The organism is Pseudomonas sp. NPDC089395 (assembly GCF_044749525.1).
Lineage (GTDB): Bacteria > Pseudomonadota > Gammaproteobacteria > Pseudomonadales > Pseudomonadaceae > Aquipseudomonas.
This window is the reverse complement of the sequence record NZ_JBIVID010000001.1, coordinates 333,364-352,312: the sequence shown is the minus strand read 5'-3', so window position 1 is coordinate 352,312 and position 18,949 is coordinate 333,364. Positions and strand designations below refer to the sequence as shown.

General features: G+C 62.7%; 12 protein-coding genes. 5 read left to right on the top strand and 7 right to left on the bottom strand.

Annotated features, from left to right (window positions below):
- Window positions 1–2: 2 nt before the first annotated feature.
- Window positions 3–3,902 (bottom strand): phosphoribosylformylglycinamidine synthase, encoded by a 3,900-nt coding sequence (gene purL, locus ACIPZG_RS01595; RefSeq protein ID WP_400709523.1) that lies wholly within the window; start codon window positions 3,900–3,902, stop codon window positions 3–5.
- Between the two features lie 291 nt (window positions 3,903–4,193).
- On the opposite strand from purL, the gene mltF reads away from it, so the two are divergent.
- Complete coding sequence (gene mltF / locus ACIPZG_RS01590) at window positions 4,194–5,651, top strand: membrane-bound lytic murein transglycosylase MltF (protein WP_043273522.1); 1,458 nt, start codon at window positions 4,194–4,196, stop codon at window positions 5,649–5,651.
- A gap of 94 nt (window positions 5,652–5,745) precedes the next feature.
- On the opposite strand, the gene tadA is transcribed toward mltF, so the two are convergent.
- Window positions 5,746–6,225, bottom strand: a complete 480-nt coding sequence (tadA, locus tag ACIPZG_RS01585) for a tRNA adenosine(34) deaminase TadA (RefSeq protein WP_400709520.1) — start codon at window positions 6,223–6,225, stop codon at window positions 5,746–5,748.
- Window positions 6,225–7,607, bottom strand: a complete 1,383-nt coding sequence (locus tag ACIPZG_RS01580) for a multicopper oxidase family protein (protein ID WP_400709517.1) — start codon at window positions 7,605–7,607, stop codon at window positions 6,225–6,227. The genes tadA and ACIPZG_RS01580 overlap by 1 nt, the downstream gene beginning before the upstream one ends.
- Window positions 7,608–7,908: 301 nt before the next feature.
- On the opposite strand from ACIPZG_RS01580, the gene ACIPZG_RS01575 reads away from it, so the two are divergent.
- Window positions 7,909–9,795 (top strand): LTA synthase family protein, encoded by a 1,887-nt coding sequence (locus ACIPZG_RS01575; protein ID WP_400710852.1) that lies wholly within the window; start codon window positions 7,909–7,911, stop codon window positions 9,793–9,795.
- 81 nt (window positions 9,796–9,876) lie between these two features.
- Here ACIPZG_RS01575 and guaA read toward each other — a convergent pair whose 3' ends face one another.
- From guaA to ACIPZG_RS01560, 3 genes are all read right to left on the bottom strand, one after another.
- Window positions 9,877–11,454, bottom strand: a complete 1,578-nt coding sequence (gene guaA, locus ACIPZG_RS01570; RefSeq protein ID WP_236236826.1) for a glutamine-hydrolyzing GMP synthase — start codon at window positions 11,452–11,454, stop codon at window positions 9,877–9,879.
- 78 nt (window positions 11,455–11,532) lie between these two features.
- The gene (gene guaB / locus ACIPZG_RS01565; protein WP_008094438.1) at window positions 11,533–13,002 is read right to left on the bottom strand and encodes an IMP dehydrogenase; all 1,470 of its coding nucleotides are present in this window, start codon (window positions 13,000–13,002) and stop codon (window positions 11,533–11,535) included.
- A gap of 86 nt (window positions 13,003–13,088) precedes the next feature.
- Window positions 13,089–13,646, bottom strand: coding sequence for a sugar ABC transporter ATPase (locus tag ACIPZG_RS01560; RefSeq protein ID WP_400709514.1), 558 nt, complete (start codon window positions 13,644–13,646; stop codon window positions 13,089–13,091).
- A gap of 149 nt (window positions 13,647–13,795) precedes the next feature.
- On the opposite strand from ACIPZG_RS01560, the gene xseA reads away from it, so the two are divergent.
- From xseA to leuA, 3 genes are all read left to right on the top strand, one after another.
- Complete coding sequence (xseA, locus tag ACIPZG_RS01555) at window positions 13,796–15,175, top strand: exodeoxyribonuclease VII large subunit (RefSeq protein WP_400709511.1); 1,380 nt, start codon at window positions 13,796–13,798, stop codon at window positions 15,173–15,175.
- 3 nt (window positions 15,176–15,178) lie between these two features.
- Window positions 15,179–16,006 (top strand): peptidoglycan DD-metalloendopeptidase family protein, encoded by an 828-nt coding sequence (locus ACIPZG_RS01550; protein ID WP_400709508.1) that lies wholly within the window; start codon window positions 15,179–15,181, stop codon window positions 16,004–16,006.
- Between the two features lie 415 nt (window positions 16,007–16,421).
- Window positions 16,422–18,095, top strand: coding sequence for a 2-isopropylmalate synthase (gene leuA / locus ACIPZG_RS01545; RefSeq protein ID WP_400709505.1), 1,674 nt, complete (start codon window positions 16,422–16,424; stop codon window positions 18,093–18,095).
- Between the two features lie 178 nt (window positions 18,096–18,273).
- Here leuA and ACIPZG_RS01540 read toward each other — a convergent pair whose 3' ends face one another.
- Window positions 18,274–18,948 (bottom strand): bifunctional 4-hydroxy-2-oxoglutarate aldolase/2-dehydro-3-deoxy-phosphogluconate aldolase, encoded by a 675-nt coding sequence (locus ACIPZG_RS01540; protein WP_400709502.1) that lies wholly within the window; start codon window positions 18,946–18,948, stop codon window positions 18,274–18,276.
- Window position 18,949: the final 1 nt, after the last annotated feature.

The following is an 18,949-nucleotide window of genomic DNA, read 5'->3' as shown; positions in this document are numbered from 1 at the left end:
CCTTAGTTCACCCACACCCGCGCATTGCGGAACATGCGCATCAGCGCGGCGTCTTCCTGCCACTCATCCGGGCGCCAGGAGTTCTGCACAGCGCGGAACACACGCTCCGGGTGCGGCATCATGATGGTCACGCGGCCGTCGCGGCTGGTCAGGCCGGTGATGCCACGCGGCGAACCGTTCGGGTTGGCCGGGTAGGCTTCGGTGACCTTGCCGTGGTTGTCGACGTAGCGCAGGGCCACGCAACCGGACAGGTCGGCTGCCAGCAGTGCCTCTTCGCTGGCGAACTCGGCATGGCCTTCACCGTGGGCGATGGCGATCGGCATGCGCGAACCGGCCATGCCCTGCAGGAAGATCGAATTGGACTTCTGCACCTCGACCATGGCCACGCGCGCTTCGAACTGCTCCGAGCGGTTGCGCACGAAGTGCGGCCAGTGCTCGGTGCCCGGAATCAGCTCGTGCAGGTTGGACATCATCTGGCAACCGTTGCACACGCCCAGGGCGAAGCTGTCGGTACGCTCGAAGAAGGCCTGGAAGGCATCACGGGCACGGGCGTTGAACAGCGCCGACTTGGCCCAGCCTTCACCGGCGCCCAACACGTCACCGTAAGAGAAACCACCGCAGGCGACCAGGCCCTTGAAGGCTTCGAAGTCGACACGGCCGGCGAGGATGTCGCTCATGTGCACGTCGATGGCGGCGAAGCCGGCGCGGTCGAAGGCAGCAGCCATCTCGACCTGGCCGTTGACGCCCTGCTCGCGCAGGATCGCCACTTGCGGGCGCACGCCTTTCTTGATGTACGGCGCGGCGATGTCGTCATTGACGTCGAAGCCAAGCTTGGCGGTCAGGCCTGGGTTGTCTTCTTCGAGCAGCAGGTCGAATTCCTGATCGGCGCAGTCGGCGTTGTCACGCAGGCGCTGGATCTGGTAGCTGGTTTCGGCCCACTGGCGCTGCAGCATGCGGCGATCGTCGTCGAACAGCACTTCGCCGTTGAGGCTGATGGACACTTCAGCGTTGTTGACCGGCTTGCCGATCACCGACACGCAACCTTCGCCCAGGCCGGCGGCGCTGAACTGCGCCAGCACGTCCGGGGTGGCATCCTGGCGAACCTGGATGACCGCGCCCAGCTCTTCGTTGAAGAGGATGGCCGGCACGTCCCTGCGGATGTCCGTCAGCGGGTCGAGGTGCAGGTCGAGGCCGCAGTGGCCGGCGAACGCCATTTCCAGCACGGTGGTCAGCAGGCCGCCATCGGAACGGTCGTGGTAGGCCAGCAGGTGGCCGTCGGCGTTCAGGCCCTGGATCACGGCGAAGAACGCCTTGAGGTCTTCGGCGTCGTCGACGTCTGGGGCAAGGGCCGCGATCTTGCCGTAGGTCTGGGCCAGGATCGAGGCACCCATGCGGTTCTTGCCGCGGCCCAGGTCGATCAGGATCAGGTCGGTCTCGCCCTTGTCCATGCGCAGTTCGGGGGTCAGGGTCTTGCGGATGTCGGTGACCGGGGCGAAGCCGGTAATGATCAGCGACATCGGCGAGGTGACGCTCTTGTCGACACCCTCTTCGCTCCACTTGGTCTTCATCGACATCGAGTCTTTGCCGACCGGAATGGTAATGCCCAGCTCCGGGCACAGCTCCATGCCGACAGCCTTGACGGTGTCGTACAGGCGGGCGTCTTCACCCGGGTGACCGGCGGCGGACATCCAGTTGGCCGACAGTTTGATGTCGGACAGCTTCTCGATACGCGAAGCGGCCAGGTTGGTCAGGGTCTCGCCGATCGCCATGCGCCCGGACGCCGGGGCATCCAGCAGCGCCAGCGGGGTACGCTCGCCCATGGCCATGGCTTCACCGGTATAGACGTCGAAGCTGGTGGCGGTGACGGCGCAGTCGGCCACCGGTACCTGCCACGGGCCGACCATCTGGTCGCGGGCAACCAAGCCGGTGATGGTGCGGTCGCCGATGGTGATCAGGAAGCTCTTGCTGGCCACGGCCGGGTGGTTAAGCACGCGCTGCACGGCGGCGTCCAGGTCCAGCTCGCTCGGGTCGAAATCATCGCCCAGCTCGGCTTCGCGGGTGACCGAACGGTGCATGCGTGGCGGCTTGCCCAGCAGCACGTCGAGCGGCATGTCCACCGGCGTGTTGCCGAAGTGGCTGTCGCTTACGGTCAGGTGCGGCTCTTCAGTGGCTTCACCGACCACCGCAAACGGGCAACGCTCACGCTCACAGATGGCCTGGAAGCGCTCGAAGTCGACAGCGCTGACAGCCAGCACGTAGCGCTCTTGCGACTCGTTGCTCCAGATTTCGTGCGGGGCCATGCCCGGCTCGTCGTTGGGCACGTTGCGCAGTTCGAAGCGGCCACCACGGCCACCGTCGTTGACCAGTTCAGGGAAGGCGTTGGAGATACCGCCGGCGCCAACGTCATGGATGAAGGCGATCGGGTTGTTGTCGCCCAACTGCCAGCAGCGGTCGATGACCTCCTGGCAACGGCGCTCCATTTCCGGGTTTTCGCGCTGCACCGAGGCAAAATCCAGGTCAGCCGAGCTGGCACCGGTGGCAACCGACGAAGCGGCGCCGCCGCCCAGGCCGATCAGCATGGCCGGGCCGCCGAGCACGATCAGCTTGGCGCCGACGGTGATCTCGCCCTTCTGCACGTGATCTTCACGGATGTTGCCCATACCGCCAGCGAGCATGATCGGCTTGTGGTAGCCGCGCACCTCTTCACCGTGCGGGGTGTTGATGGACTGCTCGAAGGTACGGAAATAGCCGGTCAGGGCCGGGCGACCGAATTCATTGTTGAACGCGGCGCCGCCCAGGGGGCCTTCGATCATGATGTCGAGGGCGTCGACGATACGCTCCGGCTTGCCATAAGCCTGCTCCCACGGCTGTTCGAAGCCCGGGATCCGCAGGTTGGACACGGTGAAGCCGGTCAGGCCAGCCTTGGGCTTGGCGCCACGGCCGGTCGCGCCTTCGTCGCGGATTTCGCCGCCGGAGCCGGTGGAGGCGCCGGAAAACGGGGCGATGGCGGTCGGGTGGTTGTGCGTCTCGACCTTCATCAGGATATGCACCGGCTCCTGCACCGCGCCGTACTGGCGGGTTTCAGGGTTCGGGAAGAAACGGCCGGCAACGTTGCCGACGATCACCGAGGCGTTGTCCTTGTACGCAGACAGCACACCTTCGTTGTGCATCTGGTAGGTGTTCTTGATCATGCCGAACAGGCTCTTTTCCTGAGCCTGGCCGTCGATGTCCCAACTGGCGTTGAAGATCTTGTGGCGGCAGTGCTCGGAGTTGGCCTGGGCGAACATCATCAGTTCGATGTCGTTCGGGTTGCGCTTGAGGCCCTGGAAGGCATTGACCAGGTAGTCGATCTCGTCTTCGGCCAGGGCCAGGCCCAGGTCGATGTTGGCCTGGGCCAGGGCGTCGCGGCCACCGGCGAGGATGTCGACCGAGGTCATCGGCTTGGGCTGGGCATGACTGAACAGGTCGGCGGCTTGCTCGAGCTGGCCCAGCACGCGTTGGGTCATGCGGTCGTGCAGCTCGGCGGCGATCAATGCGGCGTCAGCGTCGCTCAGGTTGCCGGCAACGTAGTAGGCGATGCCGCGCTCCAGGCGCTGGATCGACTGCAGGCCGCAGTTGTGGGCGATGTCGCTGGCCTTGCTGGCCCATGGCGAGATGGTGCCCAGGCGCGGTACGACCAGGAACAGGCGGCCGGTCGGCTCCTGTACCGGCACGCTCGGGCCGTATTTGAGCAGACGGCCCAGCACCTGCTGCTGGTCGGCGGTCAGCTCGCCGGCAACATCGGCGAAGTGGGCAAATTCGGCATACAAACCAGTAACAGCGGGGACTTTCTGGCTCAGTTGCTCGAGTAATTTACCGTGGCGAAAGGCAGAAAGGGCAGGAGCGCCGCGCAGGATCAACATCGTCGGGACAGCCTCAGGAAGGGGTGTGCTTAGAGGCCGTGCATTCTAGCCTAATTCCGCAGTTTTCGGCACCCGCTCTAAGCCATGCCTGCCGGGCGGTGGAACCGGACTTTCGGGTCAAAAAAATTGCCTGGTTTTGCCGGGTCCGGCCCTGTCGCCGGCAAGCCGGCTCCCACAGCGACCGCGCTGCGCCCAAGGCGAGTGCAGCCGGTGCAGCACAGAACGCGCTAGCAGACAAGCTAACCGTTGTCGAGATATGGCTGTGCCAGTCCTTTGCGTATACTGCAACCTATGTTCGCCCACACTGCTTTGCGCCAGCGTTGCGCCAAATGGCTCTTCGCAACCGGACTCTTTCTAATGCTCGGTGCCTGCGTTGAAAAACCCAGCACCCTCGAGCGCGTGAAGGAGGATGGCGTGCTGCGCGTCATTACCCGCAACAGCCCGGCCACCTACTTCCAGGATCGCAACGGCGAAACCGGTTTCGAGTATGAACTGGTCAAGCATTTCGCCGACGATCTCGGCGTCAAGCTGCAGATCGAGACTGCCGACAACCTCGACGAGTTGTTCGATGCCCTCGGCAAGCCGTCCGGCCCGGTGCTGGCTGCGGCTGGTCTGGTCAGCAGCGAGCGGCGCAATGCCCAGGCCAAGTTCTCCCACCCCTACCTCGAAGTGACCCCGCAGGTCATCTACCGCAATGGCCGCCCTCGCCCCACCGAGGCCAAAGGCCTGGTGGGCAAGAAGATCATGGTGCTCAAGGGCAGCAGCCACGCCGACCAGCTGGCCGAGCTGAAAAAACGCTATCCGGGCCTGCAATATGAAGAGTCCGACGCGGTAGAGGTGGTCGACCTGCTGCGCATGGTCGATGAAGGCCAGATCGACCTGACCCTGGTCGACTCCAACGAACTGGCGATGAACCAGGTGTATTTCCCCAACGTGCGGGTTGCCTTCGACCTGGGCGACGCGCGCGACCAGCGTTGGGCGGTGGCTGCCGGCGACGACAACAGCCTGCTCAACGAGGTCAACGAGTACCTCGACAAGGCGCAGAAGAACGGCACCCTGCAACGCCTGAAAGACCGCTACTACGGCCATGTCGATGTCCTGGGGTATGTCGGTGCCTATACGTTCGCCCAGCACTTGCAGCAGCGCCTGCCCAAGTACGAAAAGCACTTCAAGAGCTACGCCAAGGTCGAGCAGGTCGACTGGCGGCTGCTGGCGGCAATCGGCTACCAGGAGTCGATGTGGCAGCCGGAAGTCACCTCCAAGACCGGCGTGCGCGGCCTGATGATGCTGACCCAGCGCACCGCCCAGGCCATGGGCGTGTCCAACCGACTGGACCCCAAGCAAAGCATCCAGGGTGGCGCCAAGTACTTCATGAAGATCAAGGCTGAGCTCGCCGACAGCATCCAGGAACCGGACCGTACCTGGTTCGCCCTGGCCGCCTACAACGTCGGCAGCGGCCACCTGGAAGACGCCCGCACGTTGGCCAAGCGCGAAAAGCTCAACCCGAACAAGTGGCTGGACGTGAAGAAGATGCTGCCGCGCCTGTCGCAGAAGCAGTGGTACCGGCAGACCAAGTATGGCTATGCCCGCGGCGGAGAGCCGGTGCACTTCGTGGCCAACATCCGTCGCTACTACGACATCCTCACCTGGGTGACCCAGCCGCAGCTCGAAGGCCAGGTGGCCGAGGGCAACCTGCATGTGCCAGGGGTGAACAAGGACAAGCCGGCGGAGCAGTCGCCGCCGATGTGAACCTCCTGGGCCCTATCGCCGGCAAGCCGGCTCCCACAGTGGGCCTAGGTGATCCTTGTGGGAGCCGGCTTGCCGGCGATGAGGCCTGTGCAGGCTACCCCTTTGCCCGGCGGGCCTTGAAGAAGTCACTCAAGATCTGCCCGCACTCTTCGGCCAGCACCCCACCCTCGAACATCACCCGATGATTCAGGAACCCCTGACTGAAGAACTGCCCCTGGCTCTGCACGATCCCTGCCTTGGGCTCCAGCGCCCCATACACCACCCGCGCCACCCGCGAATGCACGATCAACCCCGCACACATGCTGCAAGGCTCCAGCGTCACATACAGGGTGCTGCCCGGCAGGCGGTAATTGCTGGCGGATTTCGCCGCCGCGCGGATCGCCACCATCTCGGCATGGGCGCTGGGATCGCTGTCGATGATCGGCCGGTTGAAGCCCTGCCCGATCACCTGGCCATGCTGCACCAGCACTGCGCCCACCGGCACCTCGCCCAGTGCGGCACCTTCTGCCGCCAGGCTCAGGGCCAGACGCATGAATTCCTGATCGCGGCTGCGATCGATGATTTGTGGCCGCATCACACCACCGTGATCGCGGCCATCAGACCGGTTTCCATGTGGTCGATGACATGGCAGTGGAACATCCAGGTGCCTGGGTTATCCGCCACCAAGGCCACCTGCGCGCGCTCGTTCTTGCCCAGCAGGTAGGTATCGGTGAACCACGGCTCGACGATCTTGTGCCGATTGGAGGCAATCACCTTGAAACTCATGCCATGCAGGTGGATCGGGTGCTGGTACTGGGTCATGTTCTTCAGCTCGAAGATGTAGCTCTTGCCCTTCTGCAGCGTTGCGATCGGGCGGTCGGCGCAGGTCTTGTCGGTGATGTCCCAGGCCTGCCCGTTGATCTGCCACAAGCTCGGTGGTCTGCCATCCTCGGTATTCACCGACACCTTGCCGACCCATTCGAAATTGAAGTTCAGCTTTTCGGCATGCTCCAGGTCCGGCTCGGCCACAGGGTTCGGTGGCAGTGCCGGCGGCCAATTGCCCGGCGCATCGTTGCTGGCAACCGAACGCAAGGTGCCCAGGCGCACGAAACCGTCACGCAAGGAGATTTCCTCGCCCGCCTCGGGGATGCGCAGTGCCAGGCAAATGCGCATGCCGGGCCCGAGCCAATAGTCGTCCTCCAACGGGCGCGGGGTGACCGGGTTGCCGTCGAGGGCATAGATCATCGCCTCGCAGTTGCCCTTGAGGTTCAGGCGGTAGGTCCAGGTATTGTCCAGGTTCAACAGACGCAGACGCACCACCTGGCCGGCTGGCAGCTCGGTTACCGAATCGGCCTGGCCGTTGATGGTGATCAAGCGCCCGGCAGTGCCATTGCGCGCCGCCTCACGGGGAATGCTGAACGGCAGCCAGGCGCCCTGCTCGTCGACATGCCAGTTTTTCAGGCTCAGGGTGCGCTCGTGGAGGAAGCCGGTGGGCTCGCGCTCCTCGACGATCAGCGGCCCGACCAGGCCACGACCGAGCTCCTCGGAGCTGCTGACATGGGGGTGGTACCAGAAGCTACCGGCATCCGGCACGCGGAACTTGTAGTCGAAGTACTCGCCGGGCTTGACCGGTAACTGCGACACATAGGGTACGCCGTCCATTTCCAGCGGCAGGCGGATGCCGTGCCAGTGGATCGTGGTTTCCACTGGCAGGTGGTTGATGAAGCGCACGCGCAGCCAGGTGCCCTGGCGAACCCGCAGCTCGGTGCCCGGTGCCGAAGGGCCGAAGGCCCAGGCCTCGGTCTTGAAGCCGGGCACCAGTTCAACGTCCAGCGGTGCGGCGATCAGCTCGTAATCGTGCCCGGCATTCTCGTCCTCTACCTTGCCCAGCCAGTAGCGCGCGGCGCCTCCGGCGCCCAGGCCTACCACAGCAAGGCCGGTCAGGCCCTTGAGCATTTGTCGACGGGTAAAGGACATCGGTGCGGGTACCTCGTGTTCTGCGCAATCAGTCTGCCAGCAGTGGCCAGCGATGAAGGGCGAATACGATACACCTGCAAATGGGAAAGATTAAGTGAAGTCTTGTCGCAGCCTCGGTAAGCGGCCGTGAACACCCGCTCGCCCTGCCCTGTTCCGTGGGCAAGCGCTTGATGCGCCTGGGTGGACTTGCTCAAACAGGGGCAGGCTGCTTAAGTTCAAGCAGATGGGCGCTGGCCGCTGGCGTTCTGCCCACCTATCACCCAAAAAGAAGCCTGCTTCCTGAATGCGAGGGCTCGACAACATGTGGAAACGGAATTCTTTATTACACATTTCTCTGCTGCTCGCCGTTGCCCTTCTGCTCGTGCCGAAGATCATCCTGATCGAGTTCTTCTCCTACCGATGGGTGGACACCGGCGTTCTCGATATTGCCCTGTACGTATTACAAGATGTAATTCTCGCGGCAGCCCTCTATGTGGTCGCCGTCAACACCCTTACCCGGCATAAATACAACTTCTATCTGTTGAGCATCGCCTCAGGCGCCTTGTTGCTGTTCCTGCTGATGGATATGCGTGTCCGGGAACTGTGGCTGAAGCCTCTGAACTGGCAACTGATCAGCTACAGCCTGCAAAACGCAAGCAACCTGACCTCCGGGGCCGAAGCTTTCTTCAAGCAATCTGCCGGTTTTGGGCTCACCTTCAGGTTCATTGTCTTCGTACTCTTTCTGGCTTACCTGGCGGCGTGGTCGTTCGTTGGGCTGGCAACCTACATCGCCTATAAAGCACAGCGCACAGACGTCACCAGGAAGAAAAGATACTACTGGGCTCCCCTGCTGGTGATAGGTGCCCTGCTCATCGGTTCCCTCTCTGCCAAAGACGCGCGCTACGATTTGAACAAGAATATTGTCATCAGCCCGCTGGTCACCGCGCTCAGAAGCGCCACGTTCCTGAACGCTGCTCCGCACAAACCAACGTTACCGTTCGAGCAACCCGCCTACCCGCTCTCCAGCGTAAACAACATCGAAAAACTACAGTCGCAAGCCACGCCAAACTTCAAGAACCTGGTTTTCATCGTCCTGGAATCGGTTCGCTGGAACAGCATTTTCGCTGCGGACATCAAGACCGCTGAAAAGTACCCGACATTCGAAAAGCTCTCCCGGGAAGGCATGCTGTTCAAATCGTACGTATCGGTGCCTCACTCGTCCAAAGGCTATCACTCGATCCTGACCGGGCAGCACGCCTACCCCGACGTCGAGATCAAAGAGGCCATGTTTCTAAATCAACCTAGCGTCATCCATGAACTGAAAAACAAGAACAACATGGAAGCCGTCGCCTTCAGCTCATTGTTTCTAGAGTTCGAAAATATGCGGGGTTTCTTGAAATCCATCGGCGTATCGAATGCCTATGAGCTCTCGGACATCATCACCAGCGAGAACCACCCAGAGAATGCCAATAGTTTCGGGGAGAGTGACGAACAGCTGTTTTCGTCCAGCATCCCTTACCTGGAGAACATCAAGAAGAACGGCAAAGGTTTCGTTGCATTGTACTTCCCAAGCGCAGCCCACTATCCCTATGAATGCAGCCACGGCTCCGCCTTGCAGAGCGAATTGGAAAAGTACGAAAACTGCATAGCAAAAACCGACCACGTGCTGGCTGAAATGCTGGAGTCGTTTGACAAGTCCGGCCTTCTGGACTCGACGTTATTCGTACTCGTGGGTGACCATGGCGAGTCGTTCGGTGAGCACGGCTTGTTCATTCACAACGCGTCCATGCATGAAGAAGAAGTTGCCGTACCCCTGATATTCTGGGCACACGGCAAGGCGCTGGCCAAACCCGGCTCAACGACAAGTCACCAGACCGATATTGCCCCTACGGTTGCCGATTTCTTTGGCGTTACCGAGTCGCCCCTATCTGTACAAGGCGTTAGTTTGTTGAGAGCGCAGGGTAAGCGTGCGTACTTCATGTCCACATTCTTCGACCATTTGGCGTCAGCCTTGGTGGAGCCTCCCTACAAATACATTTACGAATTCAGCTCGGACACCCTGACAAAATACAATATCGAAGACGACCCCCAGGAAAAGAACCCGCAACCCGTGCAGGGGGATGAGTTCACCGCCGTCAAGAACAGGCTGCTTGCCTTCAATTTTTACCAGAAAGCGCTATTCGCCCAAAAGCTTGAGCAAGCTGAATGAACAAAAACCAAAAAGCCCGCAATCATGCGGGCTTTTTGGTGTATCCATGCTTGTCGGTGCCAGCCTAGGCCGGCTATCCGATCATTCCCACTCGATGGTGGCCGGCGGCTTGCTCGACACGTCGTAGGTGACGCGCGAAATACCGTCGATTTCGTTGATGATACGGCCGCTGACGGTTTCCAGCAGCTCGTACGGCAGGTGAGCCCAACGCGCGGTCATGAAGTCCACGGTCTCGACAGCACGCAGTGCGACAACCCAGGCGTAGCGGCGGCCATCGCCAACCACACCGACCGACTTGACCGGCTGGAACACCACGAAGGCCTGGCTGGTCTTGTGGTACCAGTCGGCTTTACGCAGTTCTTCGATGAAGATGTGGTCGGCACGACGCAGGATGTCGGCGTATTCCTTCTTCACTTCACCGAGGATACGTACACCCAGGCCCGGGCCCGGGAACGGGTGGCGGTAGACCATGTCGTACGGCAGGCCCAGCTCCAGACCGATCTTGCGCACTTCATCCTTGAACAGCTCACGCAGTGGCTCGACCAGCTTGAGGTTCATTTCCTCTGGCAGGCCGCCGACGTTGTGGTGGGACTTGATCACGTGGGCCTTGCCGCTCTTGGCGCCAGCCGACTCGATCACGTCCGGGTAGATGGTGCCCTGGGCGAGGAACTGGATGTTGTCCAGCTTGCTGGCTTCGGCATCGAAAATGTCGATGAAGGTGCGACCGATGATCTTGCGCTTCTTCTCCGGGTCGGCTTCGCCTTCCAGGTTGTCGAGGAACTGCTTCTCGGCGTCGGCGCGGATCACCTTGACGCCCATGTTCTCTTTGAACATGGCCATCACCTGGTCGCCTTCGTGCAGGCGCAGCAGGCCGTTGTCGACGAATACGCAGGTCAGTTGGTCGCCGATGGCGCGGTGCAGCAGCGCAGCGACCACGGACGAGTCGACACCGCCGGACAGGCCGAGCAGGACGTTGGCCGAACCTACTTGCTCACGAACCTGGGCAATGGCGTCTTCGACGATGTTGGACGGGGTCCACAGGGCTTCGCAGCCGCAGATGTCCTGCACGAAGCGGGACAGGATGCGACCGCCCTGCTTGGTGTGGGTCACTTCCGGGTGGAACTGCACGCCGTAGTAGCCGCGGGCATCGTCGAACATGCCGGCGATCGGGCAGCTCGGGGTGCTGGCCAGCACGTGGAAGTCGCCAGGCATCTGGGTGACCTTGTCGCCGTGGCTCATCCACACATCCAGGCCCAGTACGCCGTCATCGTCGACGTGGTCTTCGATGCCGTCGAGCAGGCGGCTCTTGCCGACCACGTCGACGCGGGCATAACCGAACTCACGCAGGTCGGAACCTTCGACCTTGCCGCCCAACTGCTCGGCCATGGTCTGCATGCCGTAGCAGATGCCCAGCAGCGGTACGTTCAGGTCAAACACGGCCTGCGGGGCACGCGGGCTGTTGGCTTCGTGGACCGACTCGGGGCCGCCAGCGAGGATGATGCCGCGCGGGTTGAATTCGCGGATCGCTTCATCGTCCATGTCGAACGGATGCAGTTCGCAGTAGACACCAATCTCGCGCACGCGGCGGGCGATCAGCTGGGTGTACTGGGAACCGAAATCGAGGATCAGGATGCGGTGAGCGTGAATGTCGAGGGCCATGACTCAATCTCGTCAGTGGAAATCGGAAACGACGCGGGGCTGTCGTGACAGCCCCGCATGCAAATGTTGCTTGAAGCCTCAGCCTACGCGGTAGTTAGGGGCTTCTTTGGTGATCTGCACGTCATGCACGTGGGACTCGGCCATGCCGGCACCGGTGATGCGTACGAATTCCGGCTTGGTACGCATCTCTTCGATGGTCGCGCTGCCGGTGTAGCCCATGGACGAACGCAGGCCGCCCATCAGCTGGTGGATGATCGCGGCCAGGGCGCCTTTGTACGGCACGCGGCCTTCGATGCCTTCCGGAACCAGCTTCTCGGCGCCGGCCGAGGAGTCCTGGAAGTAACGGTCGGACGAGCCTTGCGCCTGTGCCATGGCACCCAGCGAGCCCATGCCGCGATAAGCCTTGTAGGAGCGGCCCTGGAACAGCTCGACTTCGCCCGGCGCTTCTTCGGTACCGGCGAACATCGAACCCATCATCACGCAGGAAGCACCGGCGACGATGGCCTTGGACAGGTCACCCGAGAAACGGATGCCGCCGTCGGCGATCAGCGGCACACCGGTGCCTTCCAGAGCGGCGGCGACGTTGGCGATGGCGCTGATCTGCGGCACGCCGACACCGGCGACGATGCGGGTGGTGCAGATCGAGCCTGGACCGATACCGACCTTGACGGCATCGGCGCCGGCTTCAGCCAGGGCCTTGGCCGCAGCACCGGTGGCGATGTTGCCGCCGATCACCTGCACTTGCGGGTAGGTTTCCTTGACCCAGCGAACGCGGTCGATCACGCCTTTGGAATGGCCGTGGGCGGTATCGACGACAACCACGTCAACGCCAGCGGCAACCAGGGCAGCAACGCGCTCGCCGGTGTCCTTGCCGGTGCCGACCGCAGCGCCGACGCGCAGGCGACCCTGGTCGTCCTTGCTGGCCAGCGGGTAGGCCTTGGCCTTTTCGATGTCCTTGACGGTCATCATGCCCTTGAGGCTGAACTTGTCGTCGACGATCAGGACTTTTTCCAGGCGGTGCTTGTGCAGCAGCTCGCGGACTTCGTTCTTGTCGGCGCCTTCGCGGACGGTGACCAGACGCTCTTTGGGCGTCATCACGTCGCGCACCTTGGCATCCAGGCGGGTTTCGAAGCGCACGTCACGGGAAGTGACGATGCCGACCAGATCGCCGTTCTCCAGCACCGGAACACCGGAGATGTTGTTCAGGCGGGTCAGGTCGAACAGGTCGCGTACGGTGGCGTCGGCCTCGATGGTGATCGGGTCCTTCACCACGCCAGCTTCGAACTTCTTGACCTTGCGTACTTCGCCGGCCTGCTGTTCGATGGTCATGTTCTTGTGGATGATGCCGATACCGCCTTCCTGGGCCATGGCGATGGCCAGGCGCGCTTCGGTCACGGTATCCATGGCGGCGGAGACCAGCGGAATGTTCAGCTCAATGCCACGGGTCAAACGGGTCTTGAGACTGACTTCATTAGGCAGTACCTCGGAATAGCCAGGTACAAGGAGAATATCGTCGAAAGTCAGGGCTTCTTGGCTGATACGCAACATCGCGGGGGCTCCCGGGCGGGAAAAATGGAAGCGCGCCATTATACTCATCCACGGCGCGCCGCTCAATGCAAAATAAGGGCCTTCGGTCAGCGTTCTGGCAGTTTTACCTGCACCACCGCCACCGGCTGGTCGAGCCAATCGGCGAAGCTGTCGAGAAAGGCCTGGGTAAACCCGGCCTCGCCCCAGTTGTTGAAGATGAACCCCAAGTTGGAAAAGGCACATGGCTGCAGGTAAATGAAGCCATTGATGTCGTCCTCGAAACCGCACAGCGGGCAGGTGAAGTTGTCGCTTACACCGGGCATCCACTCTTCCAGGCTTTCGAACAACGGCTCGCCCACCTCGCGGCGGCACTCCGGGCAGCCGGCCTCTTCGAGAAACCCCTCGGTGGGGGTATAGATGCAACGCTTGAGCATCACTTCCAGGCCATTGACCTGCTCGCCGAACGGCAGCTTCTGCGGATGCAGGGCGACCTTGCGCGCGCCTGCGGCCAGGGCATGGCCCATGCGGTTGCCGGTGCGCCCGCAGGTGGTCATTTGCTCCTCGACGATTTTCTCGCGCACCAGCCAGCGCAGGATTGCCCGGGCGCGGGCTTCGTGCACCGGCACAGTGGATAGTTTGGGGACGATGATGCTCTGGGTGGTCATTGGCGAAACGGGCCTGGGGATTGCGGTAATGCTGCAATTCTACCCCGGTAGGTCCTCGCTGTAATGCAGGGCTGCAGGCCCTATCGCCGGCAAGCCGGCGATAGGGCCGGGACAGACAAGCGGCCCTTATGTCCTTTATGATGCCCGCCATGATCAAAGACCCCTTCGAACGACTCGGCCTGGACCGCGAGGTCCTCACCGTCAGCCAACTCAACGGCCGCGCCCGCGTGCTGCTGGAAGACGTGTTCCGCAGCGTCTGGGTGGAAGGCGAGATTTCCAACCTCGCCCGCCCGGCCTCCGGCCACATGTATTTCACCCTCAAGGACAGCGGCGCCCAGGTGCGTTGCGCACTGTTCCGGCAGAACGCCACCCGTGTGCGCCAGGCCCTGCGCGACGGTCTGGCAGTGCGGGTGCGCGGCAAGGTTTCGCTGTTCGAAGGGCGTGGCGACTACCAGCTGATTCTCGACACGGTCGAGCCGGCCGGCGACGGCGCCCTGCGCCTGGCCTTCGAAGCACTGAAGGAAAAGCTCGGTGCCGAGGGGCTGTTCAGTGCCGAACGCAAGAAGCCGCTGCCGGCCCATCCACAGCGCATCGGCATCATCACTTCGCCCACCGGCGCGGTGATCCGCGACATCATCAGCGTGTTCGGCCGCCGCGCGCCGCAGGTCGAACTGAACCTGATTCCCACCGCCGTGCAAGGCCGCGAGGCGATCAACCAGATCGTGCGCGCCTTGCAGCAGGCCGACCAGCTTGGCTTCGATGCCCTGATCCTGGCCCGTGGCGGCGGCTCGCTGGAAGACCTCTGGTGCTTCAACGAGGAAGCCGTGGCGCGCGCCGTGGCGGCCTGCGTGACGCCGATCGTCAGTGCCGTGGGGCATGAAACCGACGTGTCGATCAGCGACTTCGTCGCCGACGTGCGCGCCCCCACGCCGTCGGCCGCCGCCGAACTGCTGGCCCCCGACAACAGCGGCTTGCAGCAGCGCCTGGACGGCCTGCAACGGCGCCTGCTGCTGCGCATGCAAAACCGCCTGACCCATGACCGCCTGCGCCTCGATTCGCTGACCCGGCGCCTGCGCCACCCCGGCGAGCGCCTGCGTCAGCAGGCCCAGCGCCTGGACGACCTGGACATGCGCCTGCGCCGCGCCTTCATGCTCAACCTCAACCAGCGCCGCGAGCGCCTGGCGCGCCTCGACACCCGCCTGGCCGCGCAGCATCCGGGGCGCACCCTGAAACTGCTGGGCCAGCGCCTGGACAGCCTCGCCGAGCGCCTGCCACGGGCCATGCGCGAAGTGCTCAAGGACCGCCGCCAGCGCTTCCAGGCCCAGTTGCAGACGTTGCAGGTGGTCAGCCCGCTGGCCACCCTGGCGCGTGGCTACAGCATCCTCCTCGACGAACGTGGCCAAGCCATCCGCAGCGCCGAGCAGACCCACAACGGCCAGCGCCTGACTGCCCGCCTGAATGAAGGCGAGCTGCGGGTGCGGGTCGAGGACAACCACCTGACCCCGGTCACCCTTTCCCTACTGGACTGACACATGCCCCGCCTGTTCGCGCCCCTGCTTGCCCTTTCCCTGTTGTTGCTGGCGGGCGGCGCCCAGGCCAGCTACATCACCCGCACCTTGAACAAGCCGGTACCCGGTGGCGTCGCCGTGGTCGACCTGGGGCCTGCGGCCACTGCACCGAACGCGCGCTTCGATGGCAAGCCGGTGCTGGTGGTCAAGGAGCAGGACAACTGGCTGGCCATCGTCGGCATCCCGCTGACGCAAAAGCCCGGCACGGCCGTGCTGAGCCAGGAGGGTCGCAACCTGACGTTCAGCGTGGGGAGCAAGAAGTACCCGGAGCAGCACATCACCTTGAAGAACAAACGCCAGGTCAACCCCGACCCGGCCGACCTCAAGCGCATCGACCGTGAACTGGCCGAACAGATCAAGGCCTACCGCAGTTTCAGCCCCAACCTGCCAAGCAACCTGGTGCTCGACAAGCCCGTCAGCGGGCCGCTGTCGAGCAAGTTCGGCGTGCGCCGATTCTTCAACGGCGAAGAACGCAATCCCCATGCGGGGCTGGATTTTGCGGTGCCGGCGGGTACACCGATCAAGACACCTGCCAATGGCAAGGTGATTCTGGTGGGGGACTACTTCTTCAACGGGCGCACGGTGTTCGTCGACCATGGGCAGGGCTTCATCAGCATGTTCTGCCATATGTCGAAGATCGATGTGGCGGTCGGGCAGCAGTTGCGCCGGGGCGAGGTGGTCGGCCGGGTCGGCTCGACCGGGCGGGCTACCGGGCCGCATATGCACTGGAATGTCAGCCTGAACGATGCGCGGGTGGATCCGGCGATCTTCATTGGCGCGTTCCAGCCCTGAGACCGCAGCGCCTGCATCGCCGGCAAGCCGGCTCCCACAAGGATCACCGCCGACCTTGTGGGAGCCGGCTTGCCGGCGATGAGGCCAGCCCCCTCGACATCACTTCCCCTGTCTTGCGCGATCAAAAAATACAGCGCAACACGCCAAAAGCTTGAAAAGAATCCAAGCTATAAAATCTCGCCATTAGGCTTTTTTTAAGCATTCCTCTCAATTTTCCGCGAACACTTGCCATCCCCCACCCCACTGGTTAGGGTTGAAGGCATGAAAACCCACAGCACCCTCATCCTGCTCCGACAACATCGCAGCCTCTGCCTGGTCAGCGCCCGACTACCAGGCTGAATCGCGTCGCCTCGCCTTTTCATCTCGTTATTGCTCGGCAGGCCCGATCTCGGCCGCACACAAAAGGATTGCTTCCATGACCATGCTCAAAGACCCCTCGAAGAAGTACCGCGCTTTCCCGACCATCGACCTGCCTGACCGTACCTGGCCGTCGAAGACCATCACCCAGGCGCCAATCTGGTGCAGCTCCGACCTGCGTGATGGCAACCAGTCGCTGATCGAGCCGATGGACTCCGAGAAGAAGCTGCGTTTCTGGAAGACCCTGGTGCAGGTTGGCGTGAAGGAAATCGAAGCCTCGTTCCCGTCCGCTTCGCAGACCGACTTCGACTTCGTGCGCTCCCTGATCGAAGGCGGCCACATTCCGGACGACACCACCATCCAGGTGCTCACCCAGGCCCGTGAAGACCTGATCGCGCGTACTTTCGAGTCGCTGCGCGGCGCCAAGAAGGCGATTGTCCACCTGTACAACGCCACCAGCCCGTCGTTCCGCCGCATCGTCTTCAACCAGGACAAGCAAGGCGTGAAGGACATCGCGGTGAATGCGGCCAAGCTGTTCGTCAAATATGCCGCCCAGCAGCCGGAAACCCACTGGACCTTCCAGTACTCGCCCGAGACCTTCAGCGCCACCGAGCTTGAGTTCGCCAAGGAAGTCTGCGACGCGGTCATCGAGGTATGGAACCCGACGCCTGAGCACAAGGTCATCCTCAACCTGCCGGCCACCGTGGAAGTCGCCACGCCGAACATCTACGCCGATCAGATCGAGTGGTTCTGCCGCAACATCAACCGCCGTGACAGCGTGATCATCAGCCTGCACTGCCACAACGACCGTGGCACCGGCATCGCTGCCACCGAACTGGGCCTGATGGCCGGTGCCGACCGCGCCGAAGGTTGCCTGTTCGGCAACGGCGAGCGTACCGGCAACGTCGACCTGGTGACCCTGGCACTGAACCTCTATACCCAAGGCATCGACCCTGAGCTGGACTTCTCCGACATCGACGGCGTGCGCAAGGTGGTCGAAGAGTGCAACCAGCTGCCGGTGCACCCGCGTCACCCGTATGTCGGCGACCTGGTCCACACCGCGTTCTCCGGCTCGCACCAGGACGCCATCCGCAAGGGCTTCGCCAAGCAGCAGGACAGCGAGCTGTGGGAAGTGCCGTACCTGCCGATCGACCCGGCCGACATCGGCCGCAGCTACGAGGCGGTGATCCGCGTCAACAGCCAGTCCGGCAAGGGCGGTATCACCTACCTGCTCGAACAGGAATACGGCATCAGCCTGCCACGCCGCATGCAGATCGAGTTCAGCCAGGTGGTGCAGGGTGAAACCGACCGCCTGGGCCTGGAAATGACTGCCCAGCAGATCTACAGCCTGCTGCACAAGGAATACCTCCAGGCCAACGCCCCGTATGCGCTGGTCAGCCACCGCCTGCAGGAAGAGAACGGCCACAGCGCCGTGGAAGTGGAAGTCGCCGGTGAAGGCGAAACCACCCTGCACTGGCGCGGCAAGGGCAATGGCGCCCTGGAAGCCCTGGTGGCCGGCCTGCCGATCGCCGTGGAGATCATGGACTACAACGAGCACGCCATTGGTGCTGGTACCAATGCCAAGGCGGCGGCCTATATCGAACTGCGTGTGGCTGGGGGTCGTCCGGTACATGGCGTGGGTATCGATGAGAACATCACCACTGCGAGCTTCAAGGCGCTGTTCAGTGCGCTGAACCGGTCGCTGAGCCAGGAAGAGGCTAAAGCGGCGTAAGCTGTTAGTTGGTGTTCAAGAGCCCGCATCCATGATGCGGGCTTTTTTATTGCCTGTACCGGGCCTTTCGCGGGACAAGCCCGCGAAAGGCCCGCGTCTGCGACACAAAAGCTGCAGACAAAAAAAGGGGCGCCGACCAAGCGCCCCATAAGCCGTAAAGCACACAACAAATTCAGTTTCAGTCCAGCAAGGCCATCGCCTCGGCGCTGCACGCCTCGATCCGCGCCCAATCGCCATTCTTGATCCAGCTACTGTCGAGCATCCAGGTACCGCCCACGCACATCACATTGGGCAGCGCCATGTAATTGCGCACATTGGCAGGGTTAACCCCCCCAGTCGGGCAGAAGCGAACATCACCAAACGGCCCGGCAAAGGCCTTGATCGCCGCTACGCCACCGCTGATTTCCGCCGGAAACAGCTTGAAGCGGCGGTAGCCCAGCGCATAACCCATCATGATTTCCGACGGCGTGCTGATGCCGGGCAACAGCGGGATCTCACTGTCCACGCCCGCTTCGAGAATGTCCTGGGTAATGCCCGGGGTAACGACAAACTGCGCACCAGCCGCTTCAACGGCAGCGAACATGTCGCGGTCAAGCACGGTGCCGGCGCCCACGCACAGCTCCGGACGCTGCTCGCGCAACACCTGGATGGCCTTCAGGCCATGCTGCGAACGCAGGGTCACTTCCAGCGTACGGATGCCGCCAGCTGCCAGGGCATCGGCCAGGGGCAGGATGTCTTGCTCACGGGCGATGGTGATTACCGGCAGGATGCGCGCCGCGCCACAGATCGCGTCGATCCGGGTCGCTTTCTCGGCCATCGAGAGCTTGGGCTGTGGGCGTTCGAGGGTGGTCATG